Here is a 13,400-nt window from a genome sequence, read left to right as displayed (position 1 = left end):
CTGTCATCGTGTGAGGATCAGCGACAAAGCCGGCAGTGGCGAGTGCAGCGCCTGCCGGTCCACCCCGCAACGTCGCGAGGAGGAAGCCGTCATGACGAACACCAGGACGCGGATCCCCCAGGATCTCGACCGCAACCTTGCCCTCGACCTGGTCCGGGTCACCGAGGCTGCGGCGATGGCCGCCGGCCGGTGGGTCGGCCGGGGCGACAAGGAGGGCGGCGACGGGGCAGCCGTCGACGCGATGCGCAAGCTGATCAACTCGATCCAGATGCGCGGCATCGTGGTGATCGGCGAGGGCGAGAAGGACAACGCCCCGATGCTCTTCAACGGCGAGGAGGTCGGTGACGGGACCGGGCCCGAGGTGGACGTGGCGGTGGACCCGGTCGACGGCACCACCCTGATGAGCAAGGGCATGCCGAACGCCCTGGCGGTGCTGGCGGTCTCCGAGCGGGGCGCGATGTTCGACCCGAGCGCCGTGTTCTACATGGAGAAGCTGGCCGTCGGCCCGATGTACGCCGACGTGGTGGACATCAACGCCGGCCCGGCGGAGAACATCCGGCGGATCGCCCGGGTCAAGGGCACCGACGTCTCCGAGGTGACCGTCTGCGTGCTGGACCGGTCCCGGCACGACGAGCTGGTCGCCCAGATCAGGCGCACCGGGGCGGGCATCCGGTTCATCTCCGACGGCGACATCGCCGGTTCCATCGCGGCGGCGCGCGGCGAGTCCGACGTCGACGTGCTGATGGGTATCGGTGGCACGCCGGAGGGGATCATCTCGGCCTGCGCCTTGAAGTGCATGGGCGGGGCGATGCAGGCGAAGCTGTGGCCGCGCGACCCCGAGGAGCGGGAGAAGGCGCTGGCCGCCGGGCACGACCTGGACCGGGTGCTGCTCACCGACGACCTGGTGACCGGGGACAACTGCTTCTTCGTGGCCACCGGCGTGACCTCCGGCGACCTGTTGCGCGGGGTGCGGTACAAGGCGGGCGGGGCGTACACCCAGTCGATCGTGATGCGGTCCAAGAGCGGCACGATCCGGGTGATCGACTCGTACCACCGGTTGGAGAAGCTCGCCCTCTACTCGGCCGTCGACTTCGACGGCCGGCCGCTGGCCGAGCAGGAGTGAGCGCGACCGGGACGGCGGCGCCGCCCACCGTCCCGGCATCCCGGCGGATCGCCGCTGTCGGGCTGGCGACCGCGTCGGGGCTCGCCGTGGCCGTGCAGTCCCGGATCAACGGCGAGCTGGGGGTACGCCTGGCCGACGGGATCGCCGCCGCGGTGGTCTCGTTCGGGCTGGGCCTGCTGGTACTGCTGGTGCTGGTCCCGGCCACCCCGGGTGGGCGGCGGGGGCTGAGCGCGCTGCGGGCGGCGCTGCGGGACGGCTCGCTGCGTCCCTGGCAGTGCTTGGGCGGGGTGTGCGGCGCGTTCCTGGTCGCCACCCAGGGGCTCACCATCGGCACCCTCGGGGTGGCGGTCTTCACCGTGGCGGTGGTGGCCGGCCAGTCGGGCAGCAGCCTGGCGGTGGACCGGGCCGGGATCGGCCCCGCCGGACGGCAGCCGGTGACCGCCGCGCGGCTGGTCGGCGCGGTGCTGACCGTGCTGGCCGTGCTGCTCGCGGTGGGCGACCGGCTCGGCGACCCGGCCACCCTGGCGTTGGCGGCGCTACCGCTGCTGGCCGGGGTGGGTATCGCCTGGCAGCAGGCGGTGAACGGCCGGATCCGGGCGGCCTCGGGGAGCGCGCTGGCCGCCACGCTGGTCAACTTCACCGTCGGCACGGTGGCGCTGCTGGCCACGTTCGCCCTGGAGGTGGCCGTCCGCGGTCGCCCGACCGGCGCCTTCCCGGCCGAGCCCTGGCTCTACCTCGGCGGCCCGATCGGCATCGTGTTCATCGCGATCGCGGCGGCCATCGTCCGCTTCACGGGCGTGCTGCTGCTCGGGCTGGCCACCATCGCGGGGCAGATCGTCGGCGCCGTACTGCTGGACGTGGCGCTGCCGACGGCGGCCTCGCACCCGGGGCCGGCGACCCTGGCCGGCGCGGCGTTGACGCTGGTCGCGGTGCTGGTCGCCGCGCTGGGGCCGGCGCCGAGGCGCTGACGCCGGCCGGCGCGGGCGTCACCCGCGCAGCGCCTCGACGGTCTCGGAGAGGGCGCGGTCCAGCGGGGTGGGCGCGACGCCGAGGGCGGCGGTGGCCGCGGTCGAGTCCATCAGGAACGGCCGGCCGAACTGGTGGGCGGTCTCCCGCAGCTCCTTCACGAACGGGTTGACCAGGCCGCCCAGCCAGAGCACCGGGTAGGGCATCCGGGTCAGCTTCGGGGCGGGCGCGCCGGCCAGGTTCGCCGCCCGGGTGGCCAGCTCCCGCATGGACACGGCGGGCGAGCTGGGCACGTGCCAGGCGCGTCCCCAGGCCCGCGGGTCGGTGGCGGCCGCGACGAGGGTACGGGCGACGTCGTCGATGTACGTCCAGGTGTGCGGGGCGTCCCAGTCGACCGGAAGAAAGACCCGCTGCCCGGCGAGCACCCGGGGCAGCACCATCATCGGCAGCGAGGTGCCGTTGGCGCCGAGGTAGTCGGAGCCGCGGACCTCGGTGACCCGGGCCCGGCCGGCCCGGTGGGCGGCGAGCGCCTCGGTCCACATCCGATTGCGGACCCGCCCCTTGACCCCGGTGGCGGCGAGCGGGGTCGCCTCGGTCATCGGGGCGTCGACCGGGCCGTAGCCGTAGAGGTTGCCGACGGTGGCGAGCACCGCGCCGCTGCGTTCGGCGGCGGTGAGCAGCGCCGCGGCCAGCGGGGGCCACTCGGTGGGCCAGCGGTGGTATGCGGGGTTGGCGCAGTTGTGGAGGGCGACCGCGTCCTCGGTGAGCGCGGTGAGCCGGTCGGCGTCGGCGGCGTCGGCGGCGATCCGCTCGACGGCCGGGTGGGTGAGGCCGGTGCCGCGCCTGGTGACGACCCGGACCCGGTCGCCCCGCTCGACGAGGAGCCGCGTGGTGGCGGTGCCGACCGGACCGGAGCCGACGATGACGTGCAGCGACATGGGACTGCCCTTCGAGCAGAGATACAAAACGAGAGCGGTGCTCTCTGTTGACGCCACCCAGCATGACCCCCCGCCCGACTCGCGTCAAGAGCAGTGCTCTCTATTTTGATAGCTGCTCCGGTCCGTGGCAGAGTGGGGCCATGCCCGCTCCCTCGATCCGCGCCCGGGTCCGCGCCGAGATGATCGACGAGATCAAGGCGGTGGCCCGGCGCCATCTGGCCACCGACGGCGCCAACCTGTCGCTGCGCGCCGTCGCCCGGGACATGGGCATGGTCTCCTCGGCGATCTACCGCTACTTCCCGAGCCGGGACGACCTGCTCACCGCGCTGATCCTGGAGGCGTACGACGGGCTCGGCGACGCGGTGGAGGCGGCCGATGCCGGCACCGACCGGGCCGACCTGCGCGGGCGCTGGCACGCGGCGTGCCGGGCGGCTCGCGACTGGGCGCTCGCCCACCCCGCCGAGTACGCGCTGCTCTACGGCAGCCCCGTCCCCGGCTACGCCGCCCCCGACGACACCGTGCTGCCCGCCCAGCGCCCGCCGCTGACCCTGGTCGGCATCCTCCACGACGGCCTCACCGACGGCCGGCTCGCCGCCCCCGACGGTGACGAACTGCCCGAGCCGGTCCGCGCCGACCTGGCCGAGATCGCCGCTGGGCTCATCCCCGGCCTGCCCGAATCGCTGCTCGCCCGCGGCATGGCCGGCTGGACGCAGCTCTTCGGCCTGATCAGCTTCGAACTCTTCGGCCGGCTCAACCGCAGCGTCCCGCACCGCGACGCGTACTTCGACCACCAGACCGGGCTGATGGCCGACCTGATCGGGCTGCCCCGCTGACCCGCCCCGAGACGGCGGGACAGGCTGTCAGGGGGCGTCGGAGGAGTGGCCGGGGAAGAGGTGCGCGGTCGGGTCGATGGCCACCGCCGCGTTGTTGACCGCGGTGGCGGCCTCGCCGAAGCCGGTGGCGATCAACCGCACCTTGCCCGGGTACTCGGTGATGTCACCGGCGGCGAAGACCCGTGGCAGGTTGGTGGCCATGGCGCTGTCCACGACGATGTGCCGGCGGTCCAGCCGCAGCCCCCACTCGGCCAGCGGGCCCAGGTCGGCGGTGAAGCCGAGCGCCGCGACCACCGTGTCGATCGGCAGCGTCTCGGCCGCCCCGCCACGCACGGTGATCTCGGCCGCGGTGACCGTCCCGTCGCCGTGCAGCCGGGTCACCTCGGCGTTGACGACCACCCGGACCGGCAGGTCCAGCACCCGGGCGACCGTGCCGGCGTGCGCGCGGAACCGTTCGCGGCGGTGCACCACGGTCACCGAGCGGGCCAGCGGTTGCAGGGTCAACGCCCAGTCGAAGGCCGAGTCGCCCCCGCCGACGATCAGCACGTCCCGGTCGGTCAGCGCCGCCGGCTCCGGTACGAAGTAGACGATCCCCCCGCCGAGGAAGCTCTCCGCGACCGGCAGCGGGCGCGGCGTGAAGCTGCCCAGCCCACCGGTTACCAGCACCGCGCCGCAGCGCAGCTGCTCGCCACCGGCCAGGCCGAGCACCGGTTTCCCGTCGGTGTACGACAGCTTCTCCGCCCGGACGCCGAGCAGGTACTCCGGGGCGTACGGGGCGGCCTGGGCGACCAGGTTGGCCACCAGGTCGCGCCCCTTCACCGCGGGGAAGCCGGCCACGTCGAGGATCAACTTCTCCGGGTACATCGCGGTGATCTGGCCGCCCGGCTCGGGCAGCGCGTCGATCACCGCCACCGAGAGCCCGCGGAACCCGGCGTAGTACGCGGCGAACAGCCCCGCAGGGCCGGCCCCGATCACCGCGACATCGACCTCGCGCATGGGCGTACCGTCGCTTTCCGCTGGCGGATCAACGCGTGCTGATGCCGACGGTAGGCGCGCCGTGGGGCCCGGGCAAGCATGTCCCAGCTCCGCCGGCTGCCGGCGGGTCGCCGCCGGTCAGGGCAGGGTCAACGACGACTCGGTGTGGTACGGCCCGCCCGGCTGGGGTCGGCGCCGGCGGAACAGGATCGCCGCGACGATCCCGCCGAGCAGCCCGAACAGGTGCCCCTGCCAGGAGATCCGCTCGTCGGTGGGCAGGATGCCCAGCAGCTGCCAGCCGTAGAGCAGGCCGACCAGCAGCACCACCGCGAAGTTCCACCAGCTGCGTTCCACGATGCCCCGGGTGAGCAGCATGCCGAGGTAGCCGAAGATGACGCCGCTGGCCCCGACCACCACCGAGTTGGGTGACCCGGTGAACCAGACGCCGAGCCCGCTGACCAGCACGATGATCAGGGTGGACCAGAGGAAGCGGCGGGTGCCGGCGGCGAGCACGAAGGTGCCGAGCAGGATCAGCGGGATGCTGTTGCTGTAGAGGTGGTCGAAGCCGTGGTGCAGGAACGGCGAGAAGAAGACCCCGTCGAGCCCCTGGATCCGGTGCGGGATGATGCCGGCCGAGACGTCCAGGCCGAAGTTGAGGCCCTGGTCGAGCGCCTCGATCAGGAAGAGGAAGGGCACCACGGCGCACATGGCGACGAAGGCGCGGCCGAGCGCGGCGTAGAACGCCTCGGTGCCGAAGCGGTTCGGGTCGCCGCCGCCGGTCGGGTGCAGGGTCACCCCCACAGAGCTATCAGCAATCGTCGACAACCGCCAGCCGGGCGGCCCGTCGTGGCTGGTACGACAACGGCGGGGGTGCGGTCGCCCACACCCCCGCCGTCGCGGTGTCGATCAGTACCAGCCGACGTCCTGGCTGTGCGCCCAGGCGCCGCAGGGGTCGTCGTACCGGCCCTCGATGTAGCCGAGACCCCACTTGATCTGGGTGGCCGGGTTGGTCTTCCAGTCGTCGGCGACCGAGCCCATCTTGCTGCCCGGCAGCGCCTGCGGGATGCCGTACGCGCCGGACGAGGAGTTGTAGGCCTTGTGGTTCCAGCCGCTCTCCTTGGTCCAGAGCTTGTCCAGGCACGGCATCTGGTCGATCGCGAAGCCCTCCTGGAGCAGCAGCGCGCAGCCGATCCCGCGGTTGCCGCTGTATTCGCCGCAGGACGCGGGGATCGGGCCGGCGAACGGCTTGGTCTCCGCTTCCTTGGCGGCCGCGGCCTCCTTCGCCGCCGCCTCGCGGGCCTTCTTCCGGGACGCCGCGGCGGCCTCGGCCTCCTTGGCCCGCTCGGCGGCCTCCTTGGCCGCAGCAGCCGCGCGCAGCTTCGCCTGGTACTCGGCGGCTCGCTGCTTCGCGGACTGCACCCGGTGGTCGGCCTGCCGCTCGTGCTGGTAGTCGTACTCGGCCTGGTCGACCTCGAGGCCGACCTGCGCGGTCAGGCCCTGTTGCTGGGTTTCGCGGTCTTCGCCCAGATAGAAGCCGCCGGCAACGCCCACGGAGAGCAGTGCGACAGCGGCCGTACGGGCGCCGAACCGGCTCCACAGCCGACTCACGAAGTGGTCCCTTCGTCGGGGGCAAGGACGCGGCCCGGGGCCGGCCCTCACCGGGCGCGGTCGTGCCGCGAGCGCCCCGACCGGAGCCGGTCGCACCGGCGCTCCGACGGTCGCGGCGGGCCCGTCCGGGGGTGGGACGAACGATGCTCAACGATCTTGTCGGGGCGTGGGCGCTCGTTGGACACCATCGCGCACAGTGAGGCCGATGGGAAACCAAGGGCCCCATTTGTGACCTGCGCCACAAAGTGAATGCGGACGGAGAGGGGCGATCCGGCGCCCCGGAGGCGTCAGGTCGGGATGTCCTCCAACAGATCCGTCACCATCGCCGCGATCGGGGACCGCTCCGAACGGGTCAGCGTGACGTGCGCGAAGAGCGGATGCCCCTTCAGCGCCTCGATCACCGCCGCGACGCCGTCGTGCCGGCCGACCCGGAGGTTGTCCCGCTGGGCGACGTCGTGGGTGAGCACCACCCGCGAGCCCTGACCGATCCGGGACAGCACGGTGAGCAGCACACCCCGCTCCAGCGACTGCGCCTCGTCGACGATGACGAAAGCGTCGTGCAGGCTCCGCCCCCGGATGTGGGTCAGCGGCAGGACCTCCAGGATGCCCCGGGAGGTCACCTCCTCCATCACGTTCTCGTGCACCACCGCGCCGAGGGTGTCGAAGACGGCCTGCGCCCAGGGCGACATCTTCTCCGACTCGGAGCCGGGCAGGTAGCCGAGTTCCTGACCGCCGACCGCGTAGAGCGGGCGGAAGACGATGACCTTCTTGTGCCGGCGGCGCTCCATCACCGCCTCCAGCCCGGCGCAGAGCGCCAGGGCCGACTTGCCGGTGCCGGCCCGGCCACCGAGGGACACGATGCCCACCGAGTCGTCCAGCAGCAGATCGAGTGCGACCCGCTGCTCGGCCGAGCGGCCGTGCAGGCCGAACGCCTCCCGGTCACCGCGGACCAGCCGGACGGTCTTGTCGGGCTGCACCCGGCCCAGCGCGGAGCCGCGCGCCGAGTGCAGCACCAGACCGGTGTGGCAGGGCAGACCCGCCGCCTCGCCCACGTCGAGCGCCTCACCCGCGTAGAGCCGGCCGATCTCCTCCTCGCCGAGCTCCAGCTCGGACATGCCCGTCCAGGTGGGATCGCTGGCCTGGTCGTGCCGGTACTCGTCGGCGCGCAGGCCGACCGAGGCGGCCTTGACCCGCAGCGGCATGTCCTTGCTGACCAGGGTCACCTCCCGGCCCTCGGCGGCCAGGTTCAACGCCACCGACAGGATCCGCGCATCGTTCGACTCGTTGCGGAAACCCGGCGGCAGCACGCCGTCGTCCGAGTGGTTCAGCTCGACCCGCAGGGTGCCGCCCTGGTCGTTGGCGGGCACCGGGTGGTCCAGCCGCCCGTGCTTGACCCGCAGGTCGTCCAGCATTCGCAGGGACTGCCGGGCGAACCAGCCGAGCTCCGGGTGGTGCCGCTTGCCCTCCAGTTCCGAGATGACCACGAGGGGCAGGACCACCTCGTGCTCGGCGAAGCGGTGGAAGGCCGCCGGGTCGGAGAGCAGCACCGAGGTGTCCAGGACGAAGGCCTGGCCGGCTGGTCGGGGCTCCTCGGCACCCGCCGGAGCGGCGGCCGTGGTACGGCGGCTCCGGGTGGCGCGGCGGGTCGTGGCGGTCGCGGCCGGGGTCTGGTCGGCACCGGCGCTCGTACGGCGAGTGGTCACAGGCCTGCTCCGACGGATGGGCATCCGCCACCCGCGTTCCGCCTCCTCCGGTGCCCGGGGACACGGGGTCGGATGCGGAACCCCGTGCGCGAGGTCGCAGATCCGGGCGGGCCGGCTGGCCCGGGAGAACCCCGTGCCATGCCTAGACGCTAGCGGCGGCGCGCCCCCTCGGCTAGAGGGCGACATGGATCTCCCTCGACCGGGGCGGGCACGCCGGCGCGGCGGACCGGCCGGGATGCATGCCCCCTGCGCGCATCCCGGCCGGCGGGACCACGGTCACCGGTCTGACGTGGTCCCGACGGTGCGTGTCCGCCGCGGACGACGCACCGGGTCGGTGCCGGTGGCCCGGGCCGTCAGCCCTGCCGCCGAACCAGGGTCCCCGCCGGCTGCCGGCTACCGACCGGGGCCACCGCGGTGAACGAGGAGCCGGTGTACGTGGTGCCCTGCCGCACGGCGGTGCTGGTGACCACGGCGCCGCCGCGCGGGCCGGTGGCCGGGGCGCCGCCCAGGGGGACGACCGGGGTGGCCGTCGCCGACGGGGCGCCGACCGGCACGGGCAGGGCGGAGGCGATCGCCGCCTGGGCGTCCCGGCGACGCCGGTTCCACGCCCCCCGGTCACCGTCGAAGTAGCCCTGGCGATAGCCGAAGCGGTAGCCGATGCGGTAGCTGAGCTGCCCGTGCAGCCGGCCGGCAGCGTAGCTGGTCGCGCCGAGGACGAGGACGAGGAAGACGGCGAGGAAGGGGCTCATCCGGCGGCCCCGGTGCGCCGCGACCCACGGGTCACCGTTCGTCCCCCTCGGCGGCGGTCGGGTCCGCCACCAGGAGCCGCTCGAGGTCGTCGGTGCTGACCTCCTCGACCAGCTCGACGCTGATCCGGCAGCCGTCGAGGACCACCTCGGCGACCGAGGACCGCCGGATCTCACCGCCGGCGTCGTAGACCCGGACGCTCACCTCGGGGCAGCCGAGATGGGTACGCCAGGCGTCCCACTCGTCGCGGTCCCCGACGCTCAGTGACAGGTATCGGCAACCCCGGGCGAGGTAGAGGCGCCAGGGCGCGCTCAGACCCGCGGCCACCCCCTCCGCGACCAGACCGAAGGCCTGGGCACGGGTCGCGAGTTCGGTCACCACACCTCCTTCGCGGGAAGGGCGTGACGCATGTGAGCACTTATCGTCTCATGCACGTGACACACCGTAGATTGTCCCATGAGCGTGACAGTATCAGCTTTTCGTCCGGTTACCTTCGCACCTAAGTCCATCTATTCTGCCCAGGTGACACCCCTCAGAAAGGCCTCCGGATCGTTTACCGGCTACCCGGAGAGAGCGTCCCGCTTACGTGACAAACGTGTGCCCGGTCGTCCCGCGCCGACCCTCGCGCCGTACCGTCACGAGGTGACCGAGACCGCCCCCGCACGGAAGATCGCATTCGCCACCTTCGTCCGCCGCGCCCTGGACGACGCGCGGGCCATGCGGGCCTGGACCGGCACCGAGGTCTCCCGCCGTACCGGCGTCTCCCGACAGACCATCAACCGCTGGGTACGCGGGGACTGGGCCAGCGACCCCGAGGCCGAGCGGGTGGTCGCCTTCTGCAAGGGGCTGGGCCTCGACCCGGCAGCCGCCTTCGCCGCGCTGGGCTGGGACCGGGCGGCCGCGCCCCGCGGCCCGGCGACCCCGCCGCCGATGGACCCGGACGTCGAGGCTCTGCTGCGCCGGCTGGTGGACCCGGCGGTCTCCGACGCGGAGAAGTTCCACATTCGAGAAACCATTCGCTACCTCGCATACCGCCCGACTCTCCCGGTGAATGTCCGAAAGCGAGAGGAACGGGCCGGGTAGTTCCTCAAATGGCGAAAGAACGGCTGGTCAGACACCTTCGTTTCGCTCCGGGGCCGGAACGGGCAGGCTAGCGTCCGTATTCGTACTGCTTGGGCTCGTCATCGGCGGGGGGACGGGACAAGGCCGAACCCAGCCCTGCGGGACAGAAGGAGGGGTCTGTCCGTGACCCTTAAATGGTGGGCAGTCGTGGTCGCGGCGGTGTCGGTGACATCGTGCGTGACCGCCAATGTGGTGATCGGCGCGGTCGAGGGCGAGCAGATTCCACTGGTCCTCAACCTCTTCGCACTCACCACCGCCGGCACCGCGGTCGTCCTGGCCGTCGTCGCCGAGCTGCACGAGAGACTCGACAACCGGGTCACCGCGCTCAGCGAATTCCTGGTGGACCGGCTGAAGGAGATCGAGACCCACACCGGGGACCGGAACACCGGCTTCGTGGAGGGTTACCTGCTCAGCCACGGCCAGGAGGCGGCCGTGGTGCCGTTCGGACGACGCAGTCGGGGAGCCGCCGAACGCTGACCGCACCCTGCCGGAGCGCCCGGCCCGACGGTGTCAACGGCGTCACCTCGCGGCCACGAATGAGCCGCCACCGCCGGGGTACGCTGTCGCGCGTGCCGCCGTTGAATCTGGGCAACCAGCAGCCGAAGACCCCGTTGGACGCCGACCACGCCTGGCGGGCCACCGCCGCGCGGGCGGGCGCCACCGTGCTCTTCTTCGACTTCGACGGCACCCTCGCGCCCGTCGACGACGACCCGACCGCGGTGCAGCCGGCGCCGAAGGTGCTCTCCGCGCTGGAGGCGCTCGCCCCGGTGGTGCAGCGGGTGGCGATCGTCTCCGCCCGCCCGGTCGACTTCCTCCGGGACCACCTCGGCGGCCTCGCCGGCATCGACCTCTACGGTCTGTACGGCCTGGAGCACAGCCACTCCGGCGGCGAGACGGTCACCGAGCCGGCCGCGCTGCCCTGGGTGCCGACCATGTCCGAGCTGGCCGACCTGGCCCGGGCCGAGCTGCCCACCGGCACGCTGGTGGAGTTCAAGCGGCTGAGCGTGGCGCTGCACTGGCGTACCGCGCCGCACCTCGGCGCGCAGATCGAGGCGTGGGGCCGGGCGCAGGCCGAGCGGCTGGGGCTGAAGGTGCAGGCCGGCCGGATGGTGCTGGAGCTCAAGCCCCCGGTCGACCGGGACAAGGGCCTCGTCATCGGCGAGGTGGTCCGGGACGCCGGCGGCGCCTGGTACTTCGGCGACGACGTCTCCGACATCAAGGCCTTCGCCGCGCTGCGCGCCCGGGCCGCCGCGGACCCGGACTTCCTCGGTGTCTGCGTCGCGGTGGCCAACCCCGAGACCGGTCACGAGGTGGCCGACGCCGCCGACCTCACCCTGGACTCCCCCGCCGCGTTGGGCGACTTCCTCACCGCCGCCCTGTCCCACCTGACCTGACGACCGCCCGAGGTTCGGGTCAGGTGCCGAAGCGGCGTTGCCGGGTGGCGTAGGAGCGCAGGGCGCGGAGGAAGTCGACGCGACGGAAGTCGGGCCAGTTGAGCTCGCAGAAGTAGAACTCCGAGTGCGCCGACTGCCAGAGCATGAAGCCGGAGAGGCGCTGCTCCCCGCTGGTCCGGATGATCAGATCCGGGTCCGGCAGGCCCCGGGTGTAGAGGTGCTCGGAGATGTGCTCGACGTCCAGCGCGCCGGCCAGCTCCTCGATGGTGCCGCCCTTCGCCGCGTGCTCCAGCAGCAGCGACCGCACGGCGTCGGCGATCTCGCGCCGGCCGCCGTACCCGACGGCGATGTTGACCTGGGCGCCGCCGGTACGGGTGCGGGTGCGCTCCTCGGCCGCCTTGAGGGCCTGCGCGTGCTGCGCGGGCAGCACGTCGAGCGCGCCGACCATCCGCAGCCGCCAGGGGTTGCCCTCCTCGGCCAGCTCGGTGGTCAGGTCCTCGATGATCTGCAGCAGCGGGTCGAGTTCCTCGGCCGGCCGGGAGAGATTGTCGGTGGAGAGCAGCCAGAGCGTGACGTGGCCGACGCCGGCCGCGTCGCACCAGCGCAGCAGCTCCTTGATCCGCTCGGCGCCCATCCGGTGCCCGTCGTTGGGGTCGACGAAGCCCATCTCCCGCGCCCACCTGCGGTTGCCGTCGCACATCACACCGACGTGCTGGGGCACCGGGCGGCCCGCGAGCTTGGCCGTCAGCCGGCGCTCGTAGACGGAGTAGATAAGTTTCCGCAGAGTCATCACCTTGCAGGGTAGCGACCCACCGGACGGATCATCGCCTCGGTGGCCGATCTGACGCCGAGAGACCGATGCCGATCATCGCTAGGGTGCGCGCGTCGAGCCGGCCGTCGCCCAGCCCCAGCTCGACCACGGTGGCGTAGACCCGGTCGTCCCGGCGGGCCGCCCGCACCGCCGCGTCCACCACCCACCGCCGGCGGCCCAGCCAGGCCGCGACCGAGCTGTGCCGCAGGTGGGTGCCGAGCCGCCGGCGCAGCGCGGCGGCGTACCGGACGGCGGCCCGTTCCGGCGTCGCCGCGGCGGCCGCCCCGGCCAGCGCCCCGGAGAGCAGCGCGTAGAAGATCCCCTCGCCGGTGAACGGGTTGATCAGCGAGAGCGCGTCGCCGGCCAGCACCACCCGGCCCCGGCCGGGCGGGGGCCGGTACGTGGAGAGCGGCAGGTGGTGGGCGCGCAGCCCGGTGACCGTGGCCGGGTCGGTCCCCGGCAGCAGCACGGCGAGCCGGTCGAGCAGGTGCGCCCGGCTCAGCGGCTCGCCCCGCAGCACCTCCCCGTACCCGACGTTCGCCCGGCCGTCGCCGATCGGGAACGACCAGGCGTACGCCGGCCAGCGCGGCTTCGACGTGACGATGAGCTGCTCGGGCGGACCGGGTCGGGCCGGGGCGTATCCCCGGATGGCCAGCGCGAGGTGCCGGTCCGGGTTGACCGGCCGGCCGAGCGCCCGGCGGACCACCGACCCGGCGCCGTCCGCCCCGACCACCGCCCGGCCGGACAGCTCCCCGTCGAGCACCACCCGGTCGTCGCGCAGCTCCACCCGGCGGACGGTGTGCCGGCGCAGCTGCGCGCCGGCCGCGACCGCCGCCGCCACCAGCCGGGCGTCGAAGACCTTCCGGGGCACGGTGTACGCCGGCCGGGGCAGCGCCCGGGCCACCGCCCCACCGCCCGGGCCGATCAGGCGCAGCGCGGGGAGCGGCGGGTACCCGGCCACCGCGCCGGTGACGCCCAGCTCGGCGAGGACGTCCAGCGCGTGCGCGGCGATGCCGTCCCCGCACGCCTTGTCCCGGGGGAAGTCGGCGCGGTCCAGCAGCAGCACCCGGGCACCGGCCCGGCGGGCGGCCAGCGCGGCGGCGGACCCGGCCGGCCCTGCCCCGACCACGATCAGGTCGAACTCCTCACCCACGCCGACTCCCTCCACCCCCACCCACCC

15 protein-coding genes are annotated in these 13,400 nt (G+C 73.4%); 6 read left to right on the top strand and 9 right to left on the bottom strand.

Annotation, left to right across the window (positions count from 1 at the left end; genetic code table 11):
• Positions 1 to 91 precede the first annotated feature (91 nt).
• Positions 92 to 1,123 carry a class II fructose-bisphosphatase gene (gene glpX, locus AC5RWQ_RS29240; RefSeq protein ID WP_494285826.1) on the top strand — a complete coding sequence of 344 codons (1,032 nt, stop codon included), beginning with the start codon at positions 92 to 94 and terminating at the stop codon, positions 1,121 to 1,123.
• Complete coding sequence (locus AC5RWQ_RS29235; protein WP_494285825.1) at positions 1,120 to 2,091, top strand: DMT family transporter; 972 nt, start codon at positions 1,120 to 1,122, stop codon at positions 2,089 to 2,091. Before glpX ends, AC5RWQ_RS29235 begins: the two co-directional genes overlap by 4 nt.
• 18 nt (positions 2,092 to 2,109) lie before the next feature.
• On the opposite strand, the gene AC5RWQ_RS29230 is transcribed toward AC5RWQ_RS29235, so the two are convergent.
• Entirely contained in the window at positions 2,110 to 3,027 is a 918-nt protein-coding gene (locus AC5RWQ_RS29230; RefSeq protein ID WP_494285824.1) for an NAD-dependent epimerase/dehydratase family protein, read from the bottom strand.
• 140 nt (positions 3,028 to 3,167) lie between these two features.
• Between AC5RWQ_RS29230 and AC5RWQ_RS29225 the strand changes: the two genes are divergently transcribed.
• The gene (locus AC5RWQ_RS29225; RefSeq protein WP_494285823.1) at positions 3,168 to 3,860 is read left to right on the top strand and encodes a TetR/AcrR family transcriptional regulator; all 693 of its coding nucleotides are present in this window, start codon (positions 3,168 to 3,170) and stop codon (positions 3,858 to 3,860) included.
• Between the two features lie 27 nt (positions 3,861 to 3,887).
• Here the strand turns inward: AC5RWQ_RS29225 and AC5RWQ_RS29220 are convergent, their stop codons facing one another.
• The 6 genes from AC5RWQ_RS29220 to AC5RWQ_RS29195 form a co-directional block, all read right to left on the bottom strand.
• Positions 3,888 to 4,856: an NAD(P)/FAD-dependent oxidoreductase gene (locus AC5RWQ_RS29220; RefSeq protein ID WP_494285822.1), complete on the bottom strand. Its 969-nt coding sequence runs from the start codon at positions 4,854 to 4,856 to the stop codon at positions 3,888 to 3,890.
• A 117-nt stretch (positions 4,857 to 4,973) separates the two neighbouring features.
• Positions 4,974 to 5,630, bottom strand: a complete 657-nt coding sequence (locus AC5RWQ_RS29215; RefSeq protein ID WP_494285821.1) for a rhomboid family intramembrane serine protease — start codon at positions 5,628 to 5,630, stop codon at positions 4,974 to 4,976.
• Positions 5,631 to 5,741: 111 nt separating this feature from the next.
• Positions 5,742 to 6,443: an aggregation-promoting factor C-terminal-like domain-containing protein gene (locus tag AC5RWQ_RS29210; RefSeq protein ID WP_494285820.1), complete on the bottom strand. Its 702-nt coding sequence runs from the start codon at positions 6,441 to 6,443 to the stop codon at positions 5,742 to 5,744.
• Between the two features lie 287 nt (positions 6,444 to 6,730).
• Positions 6,731 to 8,146 (bottom strand): RNA 5'-3' helicase PhoH2, encoded by a 1,416-nt coding sequence (phoH2, locus tag AC5RWQ_RS29205; protein WP_494285819.1) that lies wholly within the window; start codon positions 8,144 to 8,146, stop codon positions 6,731 to 6,733.
• Positions 8,147 to 8,499: 353 nt separating this feature from the next.
• A complete protein-coding gene (locus AC5RWQ_RS29200) occupies positions 8,500 to 8,895 on the bottom strand; it encodes a hypothetical protein (protein ID WP_494285818.1) in 396 nt (131 codons plus the stop codon).
• Positions 8,896 to 8,926: 31 nt separating this feature from the next.
• Entirely contained in the window at positions 8,927 to 9,271 is a 345-nt protein-coding gene (locus tag AC5RWQ_RS29195) for a hypothetical protein (RefSeq protein ID WP_334485113.1), read from the bottom strand.
• A gap of 264 nt (positions 9,272 to 9,535) precedes the next feature.
• On the opposite strand from AC5RWQ_RS29195, the gene AC5RWQ_RS29190 reads away from it, so the two are divergent.
• The 3 genes from AC5RWQ_RS29190 to otsB all read left to right on the top strand — a co-directional run bounded on the left by AC5RWQ_RS29190 (position 9,536) and on the right by otsB (position 11,409).
• Entirely contained in the window at positions 9,536 to 9,976 is a 441-nt protein-coding gene (locus AC5RWQ_RS29190; protein ID WP_494285817.1) for an XRE family transcriptional regulator, read from the top strand.
• 162 nt (positions 9,977 to 10,138) lie between these two features.
• Complete coding sequence (locus AC5RWQ_RS29185) at positions 10,139 to 10,492, top strand: hypothetical protein (protein ID WP_494285816.1); 354 nt, start codon at positions 10,139 to 10,141, stop codon at positions 10,490 to 10,492.
• Positions 10,493 to 10,584: 92 nt separating this feature from the next.
• Entirely contained in the window at positions 10,585 to 11,409 is an 825-nt protein-coding gene (gene otsB / locus AC5RWQ_RS29180) for a trehalose-phosphatase (protein ID WP_494285815.1), read from the top strand.
• Between the two features lie 19 nt (positions 11,410 to 11,428).
• On the opposite strand, the gene AC5RWQ_RS29175 is transcribed toward otsB, so the two are convergent.
• Together AC5RWQ_RS29175 and AC5RWQ_RS29170 are read right to left on the bottom strand one after the other, a co-directional pair.
• A complete protein-coding gene (locus AC5RWQ_RS29175; protein ID WP_494285814.1) occupies positions 11,429 to 12,199 on the bottom strand; it encodes an isoprenyl transferase in 771 nt (256 codons plus the stop codon).
• A gap of 31 nt (positions 12,200 to 12,230) precedes the next feature.
• Positions 12,231 to 13,394 (bottom strand): geranylgeranyl reductase family protein, encoded by a 1,164-nt coding sequence (locus AC5RWQ_RS29170; RefSeq protein ID WP_494285843.1) that lies wholly within the window; start codon positions 13,392 to 13,394, stop codon positions 12,231 to 12,233.
• Between the last annotated feature and the right edge of the window lie 6 nt (positions 13,395 to 13,400).

The organism is Micromonospora sp. BS32, assembly GCF_059089345.1.
Note: the sequence above shows the minus strand (reverse complement) of the source record. Positions and strands in the feature narration are given on the sequence as shown.

What these genes read in the sequence shown, in the direction of transcription:
- AC5RWQ_RS29175 (WP_494285814.1), bottom strand. Translation starts at nt 12,199, where the DNA reads ATGACTCTGCGGAAACTTATCTACTCCGTCTACGAGCGCCGGCTGACG.
- glpX (WP_494285826.1), top strand. Translation starts at nt 92, where the DNA reads ATGACGAACACCAGGACGCGGATCCCCCAGGATCTCGACCGCAACCTT.
- AC5RWQ_RS29220 (WP_494285822.1), bottom strand. Translation starts at nt 4,856, where the DNA reads ATGCGCGAGGTCGATGTCGCGGTGATCGGGGCCGGCCCTGCGGGGCTG.
- AC5RWQ_RS29225 (WP_494285823.1), top strand. Translation starts at nt 3,168, where the DNA reads ATGCCCGCTCCCTCGATCCGCGCCCGGGTCCGCGCCGAGATGATCGAC.
- AC5RWQ_RS29200 (WP_494285818.1), bottom strand. Translation starts at nt 8,895, where the DNA reads ATGAGCCCCTTCCTCGCCGTCTTCCTCGTCCTCGTCCTCGGCGCGACC.
- AC5RWQ_RS29230 (WP_494285824.1), bottom strand. Translation starts at nt 3,027, where the DNA reads ATGTCGCTGCACGTCATCGTCGGCTCCGGTCCGGTCGGCACCGCCACC.